Below are 15,127 nucleotides of genomic sequence, written 5' to 3' on the forward strand. Positions count from 1 at the left end.
CTTACTCGCCGCCTGCACGCAGCAGCGCGGCGAGTTCGTGGACGGAGGGGAAGGCGCTTAGCGTGCCACGGCGACTCACCGTTATGGCGGCGGCCTGGCTGGCATGAGTAAGCGCTAACTTATCTGTCTGAACCTGACGGATGAGCGCCGACGCCAGCATCACCGCAAGAAAGGTATCGCCTGCGCCGGTGGTATCCAGCGCCTGAACGGGCTGGGCAGGGCAAAACGTACGCTGGGAGCCCTGAATCAGCCAGGCACCGGCGCTACCGTGAGTAACCACTAACGTTTTGACCGCTTCGGGCTGCAACTGCCGGGCTTCGTGCTGATTCACCACGGCAATATCCACCAGCGGCCAGCAGGCACTAAATCCGGCATGGACTGGCGAGGGATTAAACACGGTGATCAGGCCGCGCGATTTCGCCAGCTGGAACAGCGCATGGGTTTTCTCTGGCGAGAAATTGCCCTGTTGTAGCAGCATATCGCCTGGGCGAGCCGCCGCCAGATGGCTGACGATCGTGTCGAGGCTCAGCGCCTCGGCGGCCCCGGTACTGGTAATAATGGCGTTGTCACCGTCCGCGCTGTTTAAAATAAGCGAGGTATCGCTAAAGGGGTGAACAGGTTCAGCCGGCAGCAAATAAAGCGGCTCCTGCGTGAGCTGCTGGCGAATCCATATTCCATTACTGTCTTGTCCCGTTGCGGCAATTAAATGGGTTTCAATGCCGCAGCGGGATAACAGAATGGCCTGATTCGCGCCTTTGCCGCCGATATCCTGCGACATTTTATTTCCATGAATGGATGCGCCCTTTAGCGGAATATCGGCAATGGACCAGGTTTCATCGACAGTGATATTTCCGGCCACATACACACGCATAGTGTTTCCCTGAACAGGATGAAGAAAAGATGGTTGCTATATCAGCAGGAAAAAATGATGCAATACAAGCGATATTTTCCCGCCCTAAAGCGGTGATTGGCGTTATTCACTGTGACCCGTTTCCCGGTGCGCCACAATATCGGGGGAAACCGGTCAAGGCGATAATTGAGCGCGCCCTGCGCGATGCGGAAAATTATATTTGCGGCGGCGTTCATGGCCTGATCATTGAAAACCACGGCGATATTCCGTTTTCAAAACCCGAGGATATTGGCCCGGAAACGTCCGCCCTGATGGCGGTCATCACGGAAAAAGTACGTGAACGTTTCGGTGTGCCATTGGGGATTAACGTATTAGCCAATGCGGCACTGCCGGCCTTTGCCACCGCGCTGGCGGGCGGAGCCGATTTTATCCGGGTTAATCAGTGGGCCAACGCCTACATCGCCAACGAAGGCTTTATAGAAGGCGCTGCCGCCAAAGCCCTGCGCTATCGCAGCCAGCTGCGCGCCGAGCATATCCGGGTGTTTGCGGACAGCCACGTCAAACACGGCAGCCATGCGATTGTGGCCGACCGCTCTATCCAGGAGCTGACGCGCGATGTCGACTTCTTTGACGCGGACGCGGTGATCGCCACCGGACAGCGCACCGGCGACAGCGCCACCCTGGACGAGATCGACGACATTCGTGCCGCCACCGCCTTGCCGCTGCTGGTGGGCTCGGGCGTGACGCCAGCCAATGTCTGCCAGATTCTGGGCCGCACCCAGGGCGTGATTGTGGCCAGCGCGCTCAAGGTGGATGGTGTGTGGTGGAACGATGTGGATCTGGAAAGGGTGAAACACTTTATGGCCGTGGCGCAGGCGGCGCTGGATAAGGCGTAGCCGCCGTTTAGCGCCAGCCACAGACAACAAAAAACCCCGCTGGTGAGGCGAGGTTTTTTGTTTACATCAGCACGGTTAAGTGCGGTGCACACCATGCAGTATCAACGTTTTGAAATATACGAACAAATCCGCTATAGCGCAAGTGGGTGAGGTTTTATTGTTCGTTCTTCCTTAGCCGTTATGCGGCAGCGCTCGTAATAACGGGTCTTAACGCTTTGTCTATAAAGTTATTTTGTTATGCTTTTCCACGTTGATAGTGATGTGCTCTGAGGCCGCACCGGGTTGTGAAAGCGGCATTCCATGACAGACAAGTCCTGGCTGAAACGGGTGGTGCCGTCAGTGCCTTAACCTCCTGGGGCACATCATGCAGTATCAACCTGATCAGCCTGTCACAGGCAGCGGAAAGGTACGCAGGCTGAAAGTGCTCCTGACCACAGGAGTCAGCGTATGAGATGGATAGAAATCGCACGCGTATTTCTGAAGCTCATGGTTGCGCTACTGCAACTGCTTGAAATTATCGTGAAGACCTTCAGGTAAATCACGTTCAGGCCGCACCTAAGGGAGGTGATATTCACCTCCCTTTAACAATGCGGTTGAAAAGAGGAACAGCGCCGTTGTAACTCAGGCCAGCCAGACTTTTACCACCGGCAGTACCGCCGGAATCTGCGACAGCAGGTAGAGAATCAGGCCGATGGTGCCGCCCACCAGCGTCCCGTTGATGCGGATGAACTGCAGGTCTTTACCGATGTTGAGTTCGATCTGCCGGGACATATCACGGGCATCCCAGCTTTTCACGGTGTCGCTGATATGGCGCGTCAGAAAGCCGGCAAACTCAGGCGCGACGCTGCGGGCGGCGTCTTCCAGATGCTGATTCATGGAGCTGCGCAGCCCTTCATCGGCGGCCAGGGTTTCACCCAGCCACAGCGCCGCCAGACGGACTTTGTCCTGCACTTTCGAATCATCGCTGCTCAGATCGGCTTTCAGCCAGTTACGCAGATCGCCCCAGAGTTCACCGATATAGCGGTTGAGCGTGGGATCGTCTTTTAACCAGCCTTTGATCACCTCTGCGCGCTCGGCCATTTCGGGATCGTTTTTCAGCTTCTCAATCAAACGATCCACCGCACGGTTAAAACCCAGACGCAGCTCATGGCCCTGATCCAGCGCCACATCGTCCAGCAGGGAATCCACCGCATTCGCCACCAGCTCTGCGCTGTGCTCGCCCAGCCATTCAGTTGGCAACATTTTGGCTTTGATAGGATGCTCACGCTTCAGCCAGCGCACCAGCTGGCTGGCGATAAACTCCCGGGTACTGGGCTTGTGTAGCAGGCGCAGCAGCTGATCCACCGCCGCATCCAGCAGTTCCTGATGACGGTTGTTTTTGGTCAGGCTTTCCAGCATCAGCGCGCCGCTCTGACTGAGATCGACTTTATCGATCGCCTTGTGCACTGCCCGACGGATAAAGTGCTGAATCCGGGCGTCATCCGTCAGATCAAGAAAGCCACGCATCACCTGTAACAGATGGCGGCCGATCCGATCCGCATTGCCGGGGGCGCTCAGCCAGGAAGCTAACATCTGAGAAGGATCGTGACGGCGGATCAGGTTCAGCAGCGAATCGGTATCCAGAAACTTTTCCTGCACGAAGCGACCAAGATTTTCCCCGATACGATCTTTATTCCGCGGGATGATCGCCGTATGACGGGCGATAAAGGGCACCGGCACGCGCCGAAACAGCGCGACCACCGCAAACCAGTCGGCCAGCGCACCGACCATCGCGGCTTCGGCAATGGCTTTGATGCCGCTAACGTAAAAGTTGGGCGGCAGAAACAGGGTGACCACAAAGGTGGCGGCGGCAAGCAGCAGCAGCGACAGCGCCAGACGTTTCGTCCGTTTTAGTTCGAGTTGTTTATCCATATCCTGATCTTAGCAGTTTGCCTGATAAGTAAGTGAAAAATGCCCGACTGCGCCCCGTGCGCCACAGGTCAGAATGGTACTGAATCCTACCCTGTTATTCGGCGAACGCTCCCCGAATCGGACTGTTCCTAAAACTAATCACCGTGAAAATTACCACTCTGATAAACAGTTACGCCAGGGTACATTTCGGGTGCAGTCTCAATACGTTGACGCATCTTATCCATGGAACCAGACCAGGAGAATCACGTGAAAGCAATCGCAACGGCAACCGCAAGTCTGTTGATGTTAATGAGCGGCGTGACCGCGCAGGCAGAAGGGCTCACCACCTCGCCGGATGGTAAAAACCTGACCGTCAGCTTCGGCCAGCCGACCATCAAGCAGGTGCTGCACTACCGTAAAATGTACGACAAAAAACCCTTCCCCGATGCCGAGATTTATTACTACGACAACGGCACCTATAAAATCATCTCGCAGGGCGAAAACCACTACGGCGTTTACGTGATGCAGGGTAAGTTTGATGATGAGACCTTCACCGTGCGCTTTATCTCGCTGCCGTCCACTGACTGGGGCAATAAAACCGCCTTCCACCAGTTAACCTTTGTGCGCGGCGACAAGCAGAACGTGTTTATTCAGAACGCGATTGTGGATACCGGCGAGGCGATTGCCCAGCAGAACGGCACTTACACGCAGGAAAAGAACACCGTGACCAATCCGGTGTCCACCAGCTGGAAACACAAGTAATCGCAAGGTGGCGGCCTGGCTGCCACCGACTTTTACCGATGGCGACCGCCTGAGAAGGGCACCGCACAGGGCGCGGCCAGCGTCCGTAACAGGCGCTGGGCCATCCTTACCCAGGCGCACAACGAATGCCGCTGGCAGGGTTGCCAACAGACTGGCCTGGGGCGTGCGGATATTTAAAAGCCCGCCGCCGTCAGCTCTGAGAATGGGCAAGGCGTCAGGCAGGATTGCCCGCCGCCCTCAGATTTACTTCTCCACCTCTTCAAAATTCAGCAGCGTGACGCCAATGCCCTGTTGCGCGTGCGTCACGTTTTTGCGCAGTGCCACCTGCACCTTGCCCTGCAACATCACCACGTAAGGCGAGTTCTGCTGTAACTGCTGTTGCAGGGACACATAATCGGCCCGACGCTGTGCGGCATCGCTTTCTCCGGCGGCTTTGCGGGTCAGGGCGCTCAGTTGCGGAATATCCCAGCCCACGCGCCAGGCCAGGGTTTTGCTGCCGTTGGGTACGTTATAGGCGAAGGTGCTGGCATTGGTGTTCGGGTCGATGTAGTCCGCGCCCCAGTAGGTAAAGATGGATTCGAAGTTGCGGCTGCGCATTTTGCTCCACAGCTCCGATTCCGCCACCGGCTGGATATCCAGATTCACATCGGCTTTGGCAAAGCTCGACTGCAGCGCCTGGGCGATATCGATATAAGGCGGCTGATTCACCACCGACAGCGCGATATGCGCGCCGGGCTTAATGCCGCCTTTGGCTAAGATCGCTTTGGCTTTTTCGACATCGTAGTGGAACGGTGTGGTCTCCAGCGCGCCGTCAAAACCCTGCGGCAGGAAGCTCTGGTGCACGCGATATTGCCCTTTCAGCAACTGATTCGCCAGGCTGTCGTAGTCCACCAGCCAGCGCGCTGCCTGCCATAAGGCCGGATTACCCAGCGCAGGCTGCTGCGGGCTTTTGGTATTAAAACCCAGGTAGTAGATCAGGCTGGAGGGAAAGGCCGCGATGTGCACGTTGGGATCGCTTTTCAGCGAAGCAAGCTGATCCGGCCCCAACTGGTACGCCGCATCCACATCGCCCTGCTGGATCAACAGCCGACGGGTGCCCGGATCGGCCACGCCTTTCAGCAGTACCCGTTTCAGGTGCGATTTCTGCGTGCTGTTGGGATTGGCCTCCAGCACCAGGGCCTGCAGGGGCACAAACTGTTTGATCGCATAGGCCGCGCTGCCCGCCGAGTGGGTTTTCAGCCAGCCATTGCCGAAGTCGTTGTTGGCGGCATGCGACTGCGCCAGCTTGCTGTCAACGATGGAGGAGACGGACGCGGTCAGCAGATGCAGAGCCAGATCCTGCCCAATCTCTGCCGGCCAGCGCAGCTCCACCTGATGGTCGTTAATAATGGTGAATTGCTGGTCGATATTCTCCGGCGTCCAGCCAAATTCCCCCAGGATAAACGAGGGCGCTTTGTTCAGCTTCACCGCGCGGGTTAAAGAGAACACCACATCCTGCGCCGTTAACGGATTGCCGCTGGCAAAGCGTGCCTGCGGGTTCAGGTCAAACACCAGGCTGTGCGGCGTTTTACCCGGCTGCCAGCGCAGCGCCGCCAGCGGGGACAGTTTTTGCGGGTCCTGATTGTCCGGCTGGAGTAAGGTCTGATAGATATTGCGCAGGCTGCCGGTGCTGACGGTTTCAAAGCTTTCCGCCGGATCGAAACTGATAATGCCGTCCAGCGGCACGGCGACCACGAAGGTATCTTTCGGCGTCGCCGCGTGGGCGGCAGAGGAGAGAGCAAGGGCGGTAAGCAGGAGCAGCGGTTTGCGCATAGCGGTTATCCTTAATGATTGATAACCCTACTTTAACCCGCGGCAGAGCAGGTCAAAATGCCGGTTTGTTCTGAGCTATGCCAGTTTCGTCTTAGCCGATTTGTCTTAGGTGGCAGGCCGCCCAACCGCGGGCGGCTCAGGCCGTCAGTGGAAGGTGTGAATGACTTCCAGCACGCCGTTGATGATGAACTGCACGCCCATGCACACCAGCAGGAAGCCCATCAGACGCGAGATCGCCTCAATGCCGCCTTTGCCCACCAGGCGCATGATCGCCCCCGAACTGCGCAGGGAAATCCATAAAATCACGCTCACCACCAGGAAGGTCAGCACCGGGGCCACGTTGAGTACCCAGGCGGGAAAATCCACCCCGCTGCGCACCGTGGAGGCCGATGAGATGATCATCGCGATCGTCCCCGGCCCGGCGGTGCTGGGCATCGCCAGCGGCACAAAGGCGATGTTCACCGGTTCCTGCGCGGTTTCCAGCTCATCGTGCTTGTGTTTGGCTTCAACTGAGTGGCCCACCGGCTTCGCCGGAAACAGCATCCGAAAACCAATAAAGGCCACGATCAGCCCGCCCGCGATGCGCAGCCCCGGAATGGAGATGCCGAAGGTGTGCAACACCGCGCTGCCCGCGTACCAGGCTACCATCATGATGGCGAACACATAGATGCTCGCCTGCAGCGCCTGACGGTTGCGCTCCTGAAAACTCATCTCACCGGCCAGGCCCAAAAACAGCGCCACGGTGGTAAGCGGGTTGGCGAGCGGCAATATCACCACTAAGCCCAACCCGATCGCTTTGATTAACTCCAGCATACCTTAACCCGCTTAATGTTTCGGACGTTCCAGCGCTTCCAGCAGTTCCGGGAAGAAGTCTTGCAGGATCTCCGGCGTCATCAGCTCCGGGTACTGCATCAGGTGCTCGCGGATACGTTCATTCACGTCCGGGATCAGGCGCTGTGCGGCATCGCTGGCGCTGATCTTGTGCTTTTTCATGCTGCGAAGCAGGTCGGCGGGCAGGTTGTCTTCGTCTTCGTTGTCTTCCACCATCTCCAGCGCATCCAGCTCGTCGAACATCTCCATCAGGGCTTCGGTCTGCGGCGTGCGGGATTCATATTCGCGCGGATGTTCCTGCTCCAGATAACGCAGCATGGCGCGCATCGGCGTGCCGTCGGGCGAGGAAGGCGGTTCGGTTGCGAACCAGGTCAGCATTTGGTGGCTGGTAATCTGGTGGACGTGATAGCCCTGATCCACCAGTTCGTCGGCCAGCAGTTCGGCGCTTTCGTTTTCGATCAAACAGATATGCGTGCGGTTAGGATCGTACTGTTCGAGCCACTGGTAGATCTCTTCGATCACGCCGTCGTCGTACTCGAACTTTTTATTAACGAAGCTCCCTTCTGACGCATTAACGCAGGCTGTGATCAGGTCTGGATCGAAGTAAATGGCGATGTTGATACCTTTCATGCGTGCTGTCCTGTTCAAATCAAAACATCACTATAACGCTCAACGCATTAAGAAGGGAAACTTATGGCTAAAGGTGTTGGGATTCAGGGTGATGCATGCGGTAAACAGGGCGGTAATGCGCGGGGAGAATGCCGTGCCGGAAGAGGCGATCGACCTGCCAGCACGGGGCTGGCAGGTAGCTGTCAGGAGATAAAGTTTTTACCCTGTTTCAGCACCACGTCACAGGCTTTGGTTTTCAGCTTCTCGCCCATCGGGGAGTTGCTGAGGCTTTGCAGGTTTAGCTGCTGGCCATTGCCGGTGTTCAGCAGCCCGGCCACGCCCTGGGTGTAATCCGGTTTCTGCTGCTGTGCGGCGGTGGTATCCAGGCCAAGCTTGCTCAGCACCTGGTCCTTCACCGACTGCACGTTATTTTTCACCACGTTGTGCTCCACGCAGTACTGCATGACGCCGGCGGCGTTGGTCATGCTGTTGGCGCTCATGGCTTTGTCGTTGCTGTTGAGCAGGCTGGTAATGGAGGACATCGACAGCCCGCCGTTCTGCTGACCGGATGCACCGTTATTTTGCTGGCTCAGCTGGTTGGCGGCGCTGCTGAGTTGATCCTGCCAGCTTGCCGCTGACGCATTGCCCGCCAGCAGCAGGGCTGCCAGGGCGCAGAGGATATGGCGCTTTTTCATTTCGACCTCGGTTTGGTTTTATGCTTCATGCTGTTAAGAGGCGGTGCGGATGAGAAAGTTCCGACGGTATGATGAGGGGAAGGCGGTTTGGGAGGATTCTGGCAGCGTGAAAGGGCGGGTTTGCCGGGTTCCGTGTGTTTTTTCGCCGCTTAGCGCACAACACAGCGGAATAGGGTTGCGTGCTGGGCACGTAACGGTATAATCCCCAACGTTTTCCGCATCCTCTTCAGTGCCGAAGTGGCGAAATCGGTAGACGCAGTTGATTCAAAATCAACCATCGAAAGATGTGCCGGTTCGAGTCCGGCCTTCGGCACCATTAGTACCTCCAAGACCATCCGAGAAAGTCCAATTATCCCTTAAAAATCAATGATTTCAGCGATTTTTACGTCCTGAGCCGTCCGAGGTTGTCCGTTGAAATCCGGATGCCGTTGGGGGCATAATTGGGGGCATCTTAACTTCGATTAGAAATGTGCCCCCAAATGAAGCTCAACGCCAGACAGGTCGAGACCGCAAAGCCAAAAGACAAAACCTATAAAATGGCCGACGGTGGCGGTTTGTATCTCGAGGTTTCGGCCAAGGGTTCTAAATACTGGCGCATGAAATACAGACGCCCCTCTGACAAAAAAGAGGATCGCCTCGCTTTTGGTGTTTGGCCTACTGTGACGCTTGCTCAGGCCAGAACAAAGCGCGACGAAGCTAAAAAGCTATTAGTACAGGGCATTGATCCAAAAGCTGAACAGAAAGAATCTCAGGCCGAGAATTCGGGGGCATATACTTTCGAAACTATCGCCCGCGAATGGCATGCCAGTAACAAGCGCTGGAGTGAAGACCATAGAGCGCGCGTTCTTCGCTATCTTGAGCTATATATATTCCCCTATATCGGCTCGTCCGACATTCGCCAGCTCAAAACCAGTCACCTATTGGTCCCGATTAAAAAAGTTGATGCCAGTGGTAAGCATGACGTTGCGCAGCGACTTCAGCAGCGTGTCACGGCTATTATGCGTTATGCAGTACAGAACGATTACATCGACTCAAATCCAGCCAGTGATATGGCTGGTGCGCTATCGACAACCAAAGCGCGACATTATCCCGCTTTACCCTCCAGCCGGTTCCCTGAGTTTCTTGCTCGTCTTGCTGCATATCGTGGCCGTGTAATGACACGGATCGCGGTCGAGCTTTCTTTACTCACTTTTGTACGTTCCAGTGAATTACGTTTCGCTCGTTGGGATGAGTTCGACTTCGATAAATCCCTTTGGCGTATACCTGCAAAGCGAGAAGAAATTAAAGGCGTGCGTTACTCGTATCGTGGCATGAAAATGAAAGAGGAGCATATTGTTCCTCTCAGTCGGCAGGCGATGGTTTTGTTAGGTCAGTTAAAGCAGATTAGTGGTGATAAAGATCTGCTTTTTCCGGGGGATCACTATGCAACCAGGGTTATGAGTGAAAACACAGTAAATAGTGCGTTGCGAACGATGGGATATGATACAAAAACCGAGGTCTGCGGGCATGGGTTTCGGACGATGGCGCGTGGCGCATTGGGTGAGTCAGGCTTATGGAGCGATGACGCGATAGAACGTCAGTTGAGCCATACAGAGCGTAATAATGTACGTGCGGCTTATATTCATACTTCTGAGCATTTAGATGAACGAAGATTAATGGTGCAGTGGTGGGCTGATTATTTGGATATGAACCGTAATCAATATATTACGCCTTATGAATATTCAAAGTGCTAAGGTTTTTAAATAGTAGGTATTGGTTGGTTTTTTAATTTGTTTTGAATGATATTGTTTGGGTTTTTTATTGTTTATTGCTATAATTAAATTAATTTTGAAGTGAGTGTTAATATTATGGCTGAATTATTGCGAGAGCAGGACGTAAAAATAGCCTTAATTGATTGGCTATATAAAAAAGGAATGCTTAGTGATGCAACTATAATTAATGAAATGGTAGTTGCTAACTGGAGTAGACGAGCTGATTTGGCTATTGCTAATGGGAGCTTGCAAGCCTATGAAATAAAAAGTGATTTTGACTCTCTTAAACGTTTGGATGGTCAGTTGGCAATTTTCAATTCTAGCTTCGAAAAAGTTACAATTGTGTGCGCACCAAAATTCACCTGTGAAGTATCTAAGCGGGTTTCATCGAATGTTGGAGTTGTGGAATTCCAGTCTAATAATAGTGGTGTACGTTTTAAAGTAATTCAGAAAGGACGAGTTTGCTCTCGATTAAATAAGTTTGTTTATTTGGGTTTTTTGCTAAAATCTGAACTTAAAGATCTACTTAATCAGTATGGAGTTAAATCTTCTAATAAACATCATAGGGATCACCTTGAGGTTTTGGCATCTAAATTAACTTTGAATAAAATTAGGAAATTTGTAATTACCTCTATTAAAAATCGGTATCATGCTACTTCTAATGAATTTTTATCTAGACTTCATGATAATAAAGAAATATCTATAAACGATCTTTATTTATTGAGTAAGGCCAAAAGAAAGAATGATGCTTTGGTTAAGTTCGAGTTTAAGGCTTGTTCGAATGAATCCTTAAATGAATACCATAAAGTTGATATTGACTCTATAGTTAGGAAATATGGAGAAGATATTTCCTATATTCCAGAAAAAGTACTTAAAAGAGTTGTGAGCTAGGGAAGATTAATCTTCCCTAGCTTTTATTAGATAAGATCATCCTCATCATGATCAAAACCTAATTGTAGAGCCTCAGATAGATCAATTTGCTTGTTCAAGTGTAGATTCACTCGAACAGCAATCCACTTAGCTGGGCTTCCCATGCCTGCTATATCGCCTATTGCAGCATTTTTTATCATTGCTGCCCCCCAAGAGTCTTCCTTTTGATAATGAGGATATTTAGCCAAAATTGATTGCGCAGCTTCAATGAATCCTTCTTTATTCATTCCTGGGCGGCGCTCAAAATACCATGAATCATCTAACGCTATATCGATTCTAGGAACATATCGCCCAATTACATTATCATACACTACTGAATGAATTGAACCATGATCGCCATAAATAGCGACATCACTTCCACCAATATTCTGATGAAATTCTCTCTCAATAACATCAATATATCCAGATTGTCCATTTTCAAGGCAAAAATTTGCAACTGAACTGGGGAAACTTGTTGCTAACACACTAATTATGGCTTCAGGAATCTCAGTTCTAATCTGATTAATCGAATTTACTGCTGCTGCTGTTATAGCAGAAATATTACCTCTAATGTAACCTAGGTCAATAAAAATTATGGCATTTTCTGGTGACTTCATCGACACAAGAGATGTCAGAGTTTTACTGATGTCTGTATTTAAATTTCTAATTCTAAATGCAATTGAGCCTTTAATTTCTTCTAAGGTTCTTGCCTGGATAGATATGTCTCTAAGTTTTGCTGAGTCTGGCATCTGAACGACTGGAATAACATTATCATTTCTGGAGCAAAATTTTATCCAATTTTTAAAGCTATTTTCAGGAGAGAGTAGTTCGAAGCTTGAAGCGCAATGATGAGAATTCTCCTTTGTAACATCCAAAATGAATGGGAGGTTACTCATAACTTCTAAGCATTTATCTAACGATACTTGTATTTCTTCTGAGCGAGGCCATTTCCCCAGAGAAATTAAAGGCAATATTTTTTGCTTTTTTTCATGTGATAAATTACTCAAGCCGGTCATTTCTGCTGACCGGGTTCTCAAAGCTGGATAGTAAGAGTAATTTTCAAAGTATATTTTCATATTTAATTAGCCTCCGAGTCGGTATTTTCTGATCGGCTTGCTGTTCTTGGCATAGCGTTAATTTGAGGGTTCTGAGTGGCAAGGTAAGCGGCTATACCTTCCATCTTTTCTTTCTGTTCTGAAGTTCTTGCAAGTTCTTGAATCAAGCCTTTGTTTTCTGCTATCAAATTTTTATTAAACTCATTATGACTCTTGATTGCCTCCATATTACTTTCTATTACCTCCTTGTGGTTGTTACTAATTGCTTTAATCGTTCTGTGCGTAAACCATCCAATAAGAAGAGCAGCTAACCATCCAGAACAAACGAGTAACCATTGTGAAATATCTTGGTTGCGAATGAAGCTAGTAGCAATGGTGATTATGGTACCAACAACACCAATTAATCCATATACATGATTCAGCATCCTTTAACTCTCTCATGCCACGAATTCTTAAGGATCTTGCGACACTGACAAGAACCGCCTCACATCAAGCTATTCATTACATATTTTTAAGAATAGTGCCATAAAAAAGACAATATCAGAGCAGGGTCATAAATTTTCTTCATCATGTTTCAATGGATAACAGGGGGGCTGGAAGCACCTTAACTGAAAAAATAATTAACTAACTCGGAGCTTTGCGCGCACTCGTAGCCCCGCCACGCCTGCGCACTTAATATAGTGGTTTTCATGCACCCGCATGAGTGGCTCCGGGGCGCACCGCTTCTGGCCTTTGCTGCCGTTTTCAGGTGCCGGAAATTCATGCGATTTCATGCAGCACAGACATGCACTCACGCAACAGACATAAAAAGAGCCCGGCATATGCCGGGCATTAGGTGTTTTTGACCGTATTTTTTCTTTCAGGGTTGTTCGTGCCGGTCTTTGCGGGAACAGGCTGAACCGTAGCGGCCCAGCGTCTGCGGCTGGCGCACCGGCGAATCATTTTCTGGCTCCGGCTCTGCCGCCACAAGCCTGTTGGGCTTCATGATGATTTTCTCGACGCTCTCCAGCGCAGTGAACGTGCAGGAGCAGTTGAGGTTCTGGCACTGATACCAGGTGCGCTTGACGGACGGAGCCTCATAGGCGCTGGTGCGGGTATGGGCCACCTGACCGCATTCGGGACATTTCAGGGCCATCTCATTTTCCTGTGTGGTCGTTTTCAGTCAGTCAATTGTGCCGGGGCTGGCACAGGCGGTGCCACCGGATGACATTGTGTGACGACTCAGACAAAAAGCCCTTCTTCTGGCCAGCCAGGGAAAGGTCTCACGAAACCCACTACTCAGCTTTTAGTTTTATATAAATCCTTCACTATTCTTCACCAGAAAGAAAAAGATAAGTAATACAGTGAATTAGAGGGTGAACAGTTTAAAAAGCATTCTTCACCCACTGTTCACCATCCTTCACCCCCGGTGACGGTTAAAACCCTGCACCACTTATAATAAATATCCATATAAAGCCCCTTATCTATCCCTTTTCGTTACTGGAAAAAATCAAAATGTCACTATATGTCAATATATGGCAAACAGAGGCAAACACTGGCAAACCGCACAAAAGTTGCGCCCGGTGTATGAGCCGCCAGACAAATTTCACTTGTTGATTCCGTAAGAAATTTACTCAGAATAAAGAGCTGCCCGAGGCCGGACGTACCCGTCCGGCTCTGTATGGAATCAACGAGAGGTAGCCCATGCACACCGCTTTAACCGCACCATCTTCCGCCCCGGCGGCCCCGTCAGCCCCTTATGCGCCACCGGTTCAGGAGCGCTTCATGCGCCTGCCGGAGGTCATTCACGTCTGCGGTCTGTCCCGCTCGACCATTTACGACCTCATCAGCCGCGACGCCTTTCCCGCGCAGATTTCACTGGGCGGCAAGAACGTCGCGTGGGCGGCCAGTGAGGTGAACGCCTGGATGAACGAACGAATCGCCGCCCGTGGTCAGGGGCGTGTGGCATGACCTTCACCCACCGCTGAGACTGTCCGTCATGCTGCATTTTCCTGCTTTCCCCGGCTTGCACGCCGGGGGCCTTCCCTGGTACAGTATTTCTGCTGTCGCAAAATCGGCAGCCGGGCGTAGGAACCCGAGTTACTTCAAGGCGACACCAGACGCGCCATGCGTCTTTTTTTGTGTCTCAGCCTCAGTGCACCCGTTATCCGGGCAACGGTTCTGTATCCGTTGCGCCGTACTCGTAATGGTGGCCCGGGCGGGGCAGCCTTCGGGCTGGCCGGTTTCCTTGAAGGCCGGTATTCCTACCCCCGTCCGGGTCACCACCAGTGAGCGTAGGAACTCCGGTGGTGGCGATAACCGCTACTTCAGGGAGACTGCCCTTATGGCTACCGTCCTTAATTCCCCGCATTCAGAATTTGTCTTTGTGTTTGCCGCCGTGCGCCGCTGTGAGCGCTACGCCCGCGTGCAGATGCTTCTTACTACCGCCGCCACCGAACGCGCCGCCCGCCAGCCGCTGGCCCGCGACTGTGTTCTGGTCTTTGCCGCCCGCCTGCCGGTCACGGAGGTGCGCGCATGAACCACGCCACCATTACCCTTGACGACCTTGCCCGCCTGGAGCACCTGCGCAACGCCGGGCGTCTGGCCTGCGACGCGGCGGCCCTGCGCGACTGCTGCACCCCGCCGGAGCCTGCCGACAGCGAACAGCTGGCCTCGCTGCTGTTTCTCATCACCGGCCAGCTGGACGACGTGGTGACCCGCTGCCGCGACGGCTGGATGAACGGGGAGGTGAGCGCATGAACGCCCGCACCCTGTCCCCTGAGCTGCGCGCCGCACTGTCACGCCGCGCCGTGGCCTGCGCCTGGCTCACCCTGTGCCGCGAACAAAAGCGACATTCCGGCCTGACGCTGGCCCGCCTGGAGCGCGCCATTGAGACCGAGCTGGAGGGCTTCTACCTGCGCCAGCACGGCCGGGCGCGCGGGCTGGAGATTGCCTGCGCGCTGTTCGACGACCTGCTGACCGCCGGGCCGCTGAAGGCCGCCCCATGCCTGAGCTTTTTAGGCCAGGTGGTGATGGACGAACTCTGCGGGCGCATCCACGACGCGCCGCCGCTGCACTGAGGGAAAAC

17 protein-coding genes and 1 tRNA gene are annotated in these 15,127 nt (G+C 52.8%); 9 read left to right on the top strand and 9 right to left on the bottom strand.

Features of this window, described 5'->3' with window-relative positions:
- Position 1: 1 nt before the first annotated feature.
- Positions 2-871 (bottom strand): ribokinase, encoded by an 870-nt coding sequence (locus A6A26_RS07770; RefSeq protein ID WP_063878205.1) that lies wholly within the window; start codon positions 869-871, stop codon positions 2-4.
- 29 nt (positions 872-900) lie between these two features.
- On the opposite strand from A6A26_RS07770, the gene A6A26_RS07775 reads away from it, so the two are divergent.
- On the top strand, positions 901-1,746 hold the full coding sequence (locus A6A26_RS07775; RefSeq protein ID WP_063878206.1) for a BtpA/SgcQ family protein: 846 nt from the start codon (positions 901-903) through the stop codon (positions 1,744-1,746).
- A gap of 621 nt (positions 1,747-2,367) precedes the next feature.
- On the opposite strand, the gene A6A26_RS07780 is transcribed toward A6A26_RS07775, so the two are convergent.
- Positions 2,368-3,657 carry a DUF445 domain-containing protein gene (locus A6A26_RS07780; RefSeq protein ID WP_063878207.1) on the bottom strand — a complete coding sequence of 430 codons (1,290 nt, stop codon included), beginning with the start codon at positions 3,655-3,657 and terminating at the stop codon, positions 2,368-2,370.
- Between the two features lie 246 nt (positions 3,658-3,903).
- Here A6A26_RS07780 and A6A26_RS07785 point away from each other — a divergent pair, with 246 nt between their 5' ends.
- Positions 3,904-4,398, top strand: a complete 495-nt coding sequence (locus A6A26_RS07785; RefSeq protein WP_063878208.1) for a hypothetical protein — start codon at positions 3,904-3,906, stop codon at positions 4,396-4,398.
- A 243-nt stretch (positions 4,399-4,641) separates the two neighbouring features.
- Here A6A26_RS07785 and A6A26_RS07790 read toward each other — a convergent pair whose 3' ends face one another.
- The 4 genes from A6A26_RS07790 to A6A26_RS07810 all read right to left on the bottom strand — a co-directional run bounded on the left by A6A26_RS07790 (position 4,642) and on the right by A6A26_RS07810 (position 8,345).
- Positions 4,642-6,210 (bottom strand): ABC transporter substrate-binding protein, encoded by a 1,569-nt coding sequence (locus A6A26_RS07790; protein ID WP_063878209.1) that lies wholly within the window; start codon positions 6,208-6,210, stop codon positions 4,642-4,644.
- Positions 6,211-6,354: 144 nt separating this feature from the next.
- Positions 6,355-7,023: a MarC family NAAT transporter gene (locus A6A26_RS07795; protein WP_063878210.1), complete on the bottom strand. Its 669-nt coding sequence runs from the start codon at positions 7,021-7,023 to the stop codon at positions 6,355-6,357.
- Between the two features lie 12 nt (positions 7,024-7,035).
- Positions 7,036-7,671 (bottom strand): hypothetical protein, encoded by a 636-nt coding sequence (locus tag A6A26_RS07800; RefSeq protein WP_063878211.1) that lies wholly within the window; start codon positions 7,669-7,671, stop codon positions 7,036-7,038.
- A 182-nt stretch (positions 7,672-7,853) separates the two neighbouring features.
- Positions 7,854-8,345 carry a YjjA family protein gene (locus A6A26_RS07810; protein WP_063878213.1) on the bottom strand — a complete coding sequence of 164 codons (492 nt, stop codon included), beginning with the start codon at positions 8,343-8,345 and terminating at the stop codon, positions 7,854-7,856.
- A gap of 231 nt (positions 8,346-8,576) precedes the next feature.
- Here A6A26_RS07810 and A6A26_RS07815 point away from each other — a divergent pair.
- The 3 genes from A6A26_RS07815 (at position 8,577) to A6A26_RS07825 (ending at position 10,987) form a co-directional block, all read left to right on the top strand.
- Positions 8,577-8,661: transfer RNA gene (locus tag A6A26_RS07815), tRNA-Leu, on the top strand.
- A 163-nt stretch (positions 8,662-8,824) separates the two neighbouring features.
- Positions 8,825-10,078 carry a tyrosine-type recombinase/integrase gene (locus tag A6A26_RS07820; protein WP_063878214.1) on the top strand — a complete coding sequence of 418 codons (1,254 nt, stop codon included), beginning with the start codon at positions 8,825-8,827 and terminating at the stop codon, positions 10,076-10,078.
- A 114-nt stretch (positions 10,079-10,192) separates the two neighbouring features.
- Positions 10,193-10,987 carry a sce7726 family protein gene (locus A6A26_RS07825; RefSeq protein WP_063878215.1) on the top strand — a complete coding sequence of 265 codons (795 nt, stop codon included), beginning with the start codon at positions 10,193-10,195 and terminating at the stop codon, positions 10,985-10,987.
- Between the two features lie 26 nt (positions 10,988-11,013).
- Here the strand turns inward: A6A26_RS07825 and A6A26_RS07830 are convergent, their stop codons facing one another.
- The 3 genes from A6A26_RS07830 to A6A26_RS07840 form a co-directional block, all read right to left on the bottom strand.
- Positions 11,014-12,081 carry a beta family protein gene (locus A6A26_RS07830; RefSeq protein WP_063878216.1) on the bottom strand — a complete coding sequence of 356 codons (1,068 nt, stop codon included), beginning with the start codon at positions 12,079-12,081 and terminating at the stop codon, positions 11,014-11,016.
- A 2-nt stretch (positions 12,082-12,083) separates the two neighbouring features.
- Positions 12,084-12,485 carry a hypothetical protein gene (locus tag A6A26_RS07835; RefSeq protein ID WP_063878217.1) on the bottom strand — a complete coding sequence of 134 codons (402 nt, stop codon included), beginning with the start codon at positions 12,483-12,485 and terminating at the stop codon, positions 12,084-12,086.
- A gap of 434 nt (positions 12,486-12,919) precedes the next feature.
- Entirely contained in the window at positions 12,920-13,195 is a 276-nt protein-coding gene (locus A6A26_RS07840; RefSeq protein ID WP_063878218.1) for an ogr/Delta-like zinc finger family protein, read from the bottom strand.
- A gap of 548 nt (positions 13,196-13,743) precedes the next feature.
- On the opposite strand from A6A26_RS07840, the gene A6A26_RS07845 reads away from it, so the two are divergent.
- From A6A26_RS07845 to A6A26_RS07860, 4 genes are read left to right on the top strand one after another with little or no spacing between them, the layout of a single operon-like run.
- Entirely contained in the window at positions 13,744-14,010 is a 267-nt protein-coding gene (locus tag A6A26_RS07845) for a helix-turn-helix transcriptional regulator (protein WP_063878219.1), read from the top strand.
- A gap of 28 nt (positions 14,011-14,038) precedes the next feature.
- Positions 14,039-14,578: a host cell division inhibitor Icd-like protein gene (locus A6A26_RS24705; protein ID WP_082875159.1), complete on the top strand. Its 540-nt coding sequence runs from the start codon at positions 14,039-14,041 to the stop codon at positions 14,576-14,578.
- Positions 14,575-14,799 carry a hypothetical protein gene (locus tag A6A26_RS07855; protein ID WP_028723020.1) on the top strand — a complete coding sequence of 75 codons (225 nt, stop codon included), beginning with the start codon at positions 14,575-14,577 and terminating at the stop codon, positions 14,797-14,799. The genes A6A26_RS24705 and A6A26_RS07855 overlap by 4 nt, the downstream gene beginning before the upstream one ends.
- Entirely contained in the window at positions 14,796-15,119 is a 324-nt protein-coding gene (locus A6A26_RS07860; protein WP_063878221.1) for a DUF5375 domain-containing protein, read from the top strand. The genes A6A26_RS07855 and A6A26_RS07860 overlap by 4 nt, the downstream gene beginning before the upstream one ends.
- Positions 15,120-15,127: the final 8 nt, after the last annotated feature.

This window comes from Pantoea sp. OXWO6B1 (assembly GCF_001641135.1).
GTDB lineage: Bacteria > Pseudomonadota > Gammaproteobacteria > Enterobacterales > Enterobacteriaceae > Pantoea > Pantoea allii.

What these genes read in the sequence shown, in the direction of transcription:
- A6A26_RS07770 (WP_063878205.1), bottom strand. Translation starts at nt 871, where the DNA reads ATGCGTGTGTATGTGGCCGGAAATATCACTGTCGATGAAACCTGGTCC.
- A6A26_RS07775 (WP_063878206.1), top strand. Translation starts at nt 901, where the DNA reads ATGGTTGCTATATCAGCAGGAAAAAATGATGCAATACAAGCGATATTT.
- A6A26_RS07780 (WP_063878207.1), bottom strand. Translation starts at nt 3,657, where the DNA reads ATGGATAAACAACTCGAACTAAAACGGACGAAACGTCTGGCGCTGTCG.
- A6A26_RS07790 (WP_063878209.1), bottom strand. Translation starts at nt 6,210, where the DNA reads ATGCGCAAACCGCTGCTCCTGCTTACCGCCCTTGCTCTCTCCTCTGCC.
- A6A26_RS07795 (WP_063878210.1), bottom strand. Translation starts at nt 7,023, where the DNA reads ATGCTGGAGTTAATCAAAGCGATCGGGTTGGGCTTAGTGGTGATATTG.
- A6A26_RS07800 (WP_063878211.1), bottom strand. Translation starts at nt 7,671, where the DNA reads ATGAAAGGTATCAACATCGCCATTTACTTCGATCCAGACCTGATCACA.
- A6A26_RS07810 (WP_063878213.1), bottom strand. Translation starts at nt 8,345, where the DNA reads ATGAAAAAGCGCCATATCCTCTGCGCCCTGGCAGCCCTGCTGCTGGCG.
- A6A26_RS07820 (WP_063878214.1), top strand. Translation starts at nt 8,825, where the DNA reads ATGAAGCTCAACGCCAGACAGGTCGAGACCGCAAAGCCAAAAGACAAA.
- A6A26_RS07825 (WP_063878215.1), top strand. Translation starts at nt 10,193, where the DNA reads ATGGCTGAATTATTGCGAGAGCAGGACGTAAAAATAGCCTTAATTGAT.
- A6A26_RS07830 (WP_063878216.1), bottom strand. Translation starts at nt 12,081, where the DNA reads ATGAAAATATACTTTGAAAATTACTCTTACTATCCAGCTTTGAGAACC.
- A6A26_RS07835 (WP_063878217.1), bottom strand. Translation starts at nt 12,485, where the DNA reads ATGCTGAATCATGTATATGGATTAATTGGTGTTGTTGGTACCATAATC.
- A6A26_RS07840 (WP_063878218.1), bottom strand. Translation starts at nt 13,195, where the DNA reads ATGGCCCTGAAATGTCCCGAATGCGGTCAGGTGGCCCATACCCGCACC.
- A6A26_RS07845 (WP_063878219.1), top strand. Translation starts at nt 13,744, where the DNA reads ATGCACACCGCTTTAACCGCACCATCTTCCGCCCCGGCGGCCCCGTCA.
- A6A26_RS24705 (WP_082875159.1), top strand. Translation starts at nt 14,039, where the DNA reads ATGCTGCATTTTCCTGCTTTCCCCGGCTTGCACGCCGGGGGCCTTCCC.
- A6A26_RS07855 (WP_028723020.1), top strand. Translation starts at nt 14,575, where the DNA reads ATGAACCACGCCACCATTACCCTTGACGACCTTGCCCGCCTGGAGCAC.
- A6A26_RS07860 (WP_063878221.1), top strand. Translation starts at nt 14,796, where the DNA reads ATGAACGCCCGCACCCTGTCCCCTGAGCTGCGCGCCGCACTGTCACGC.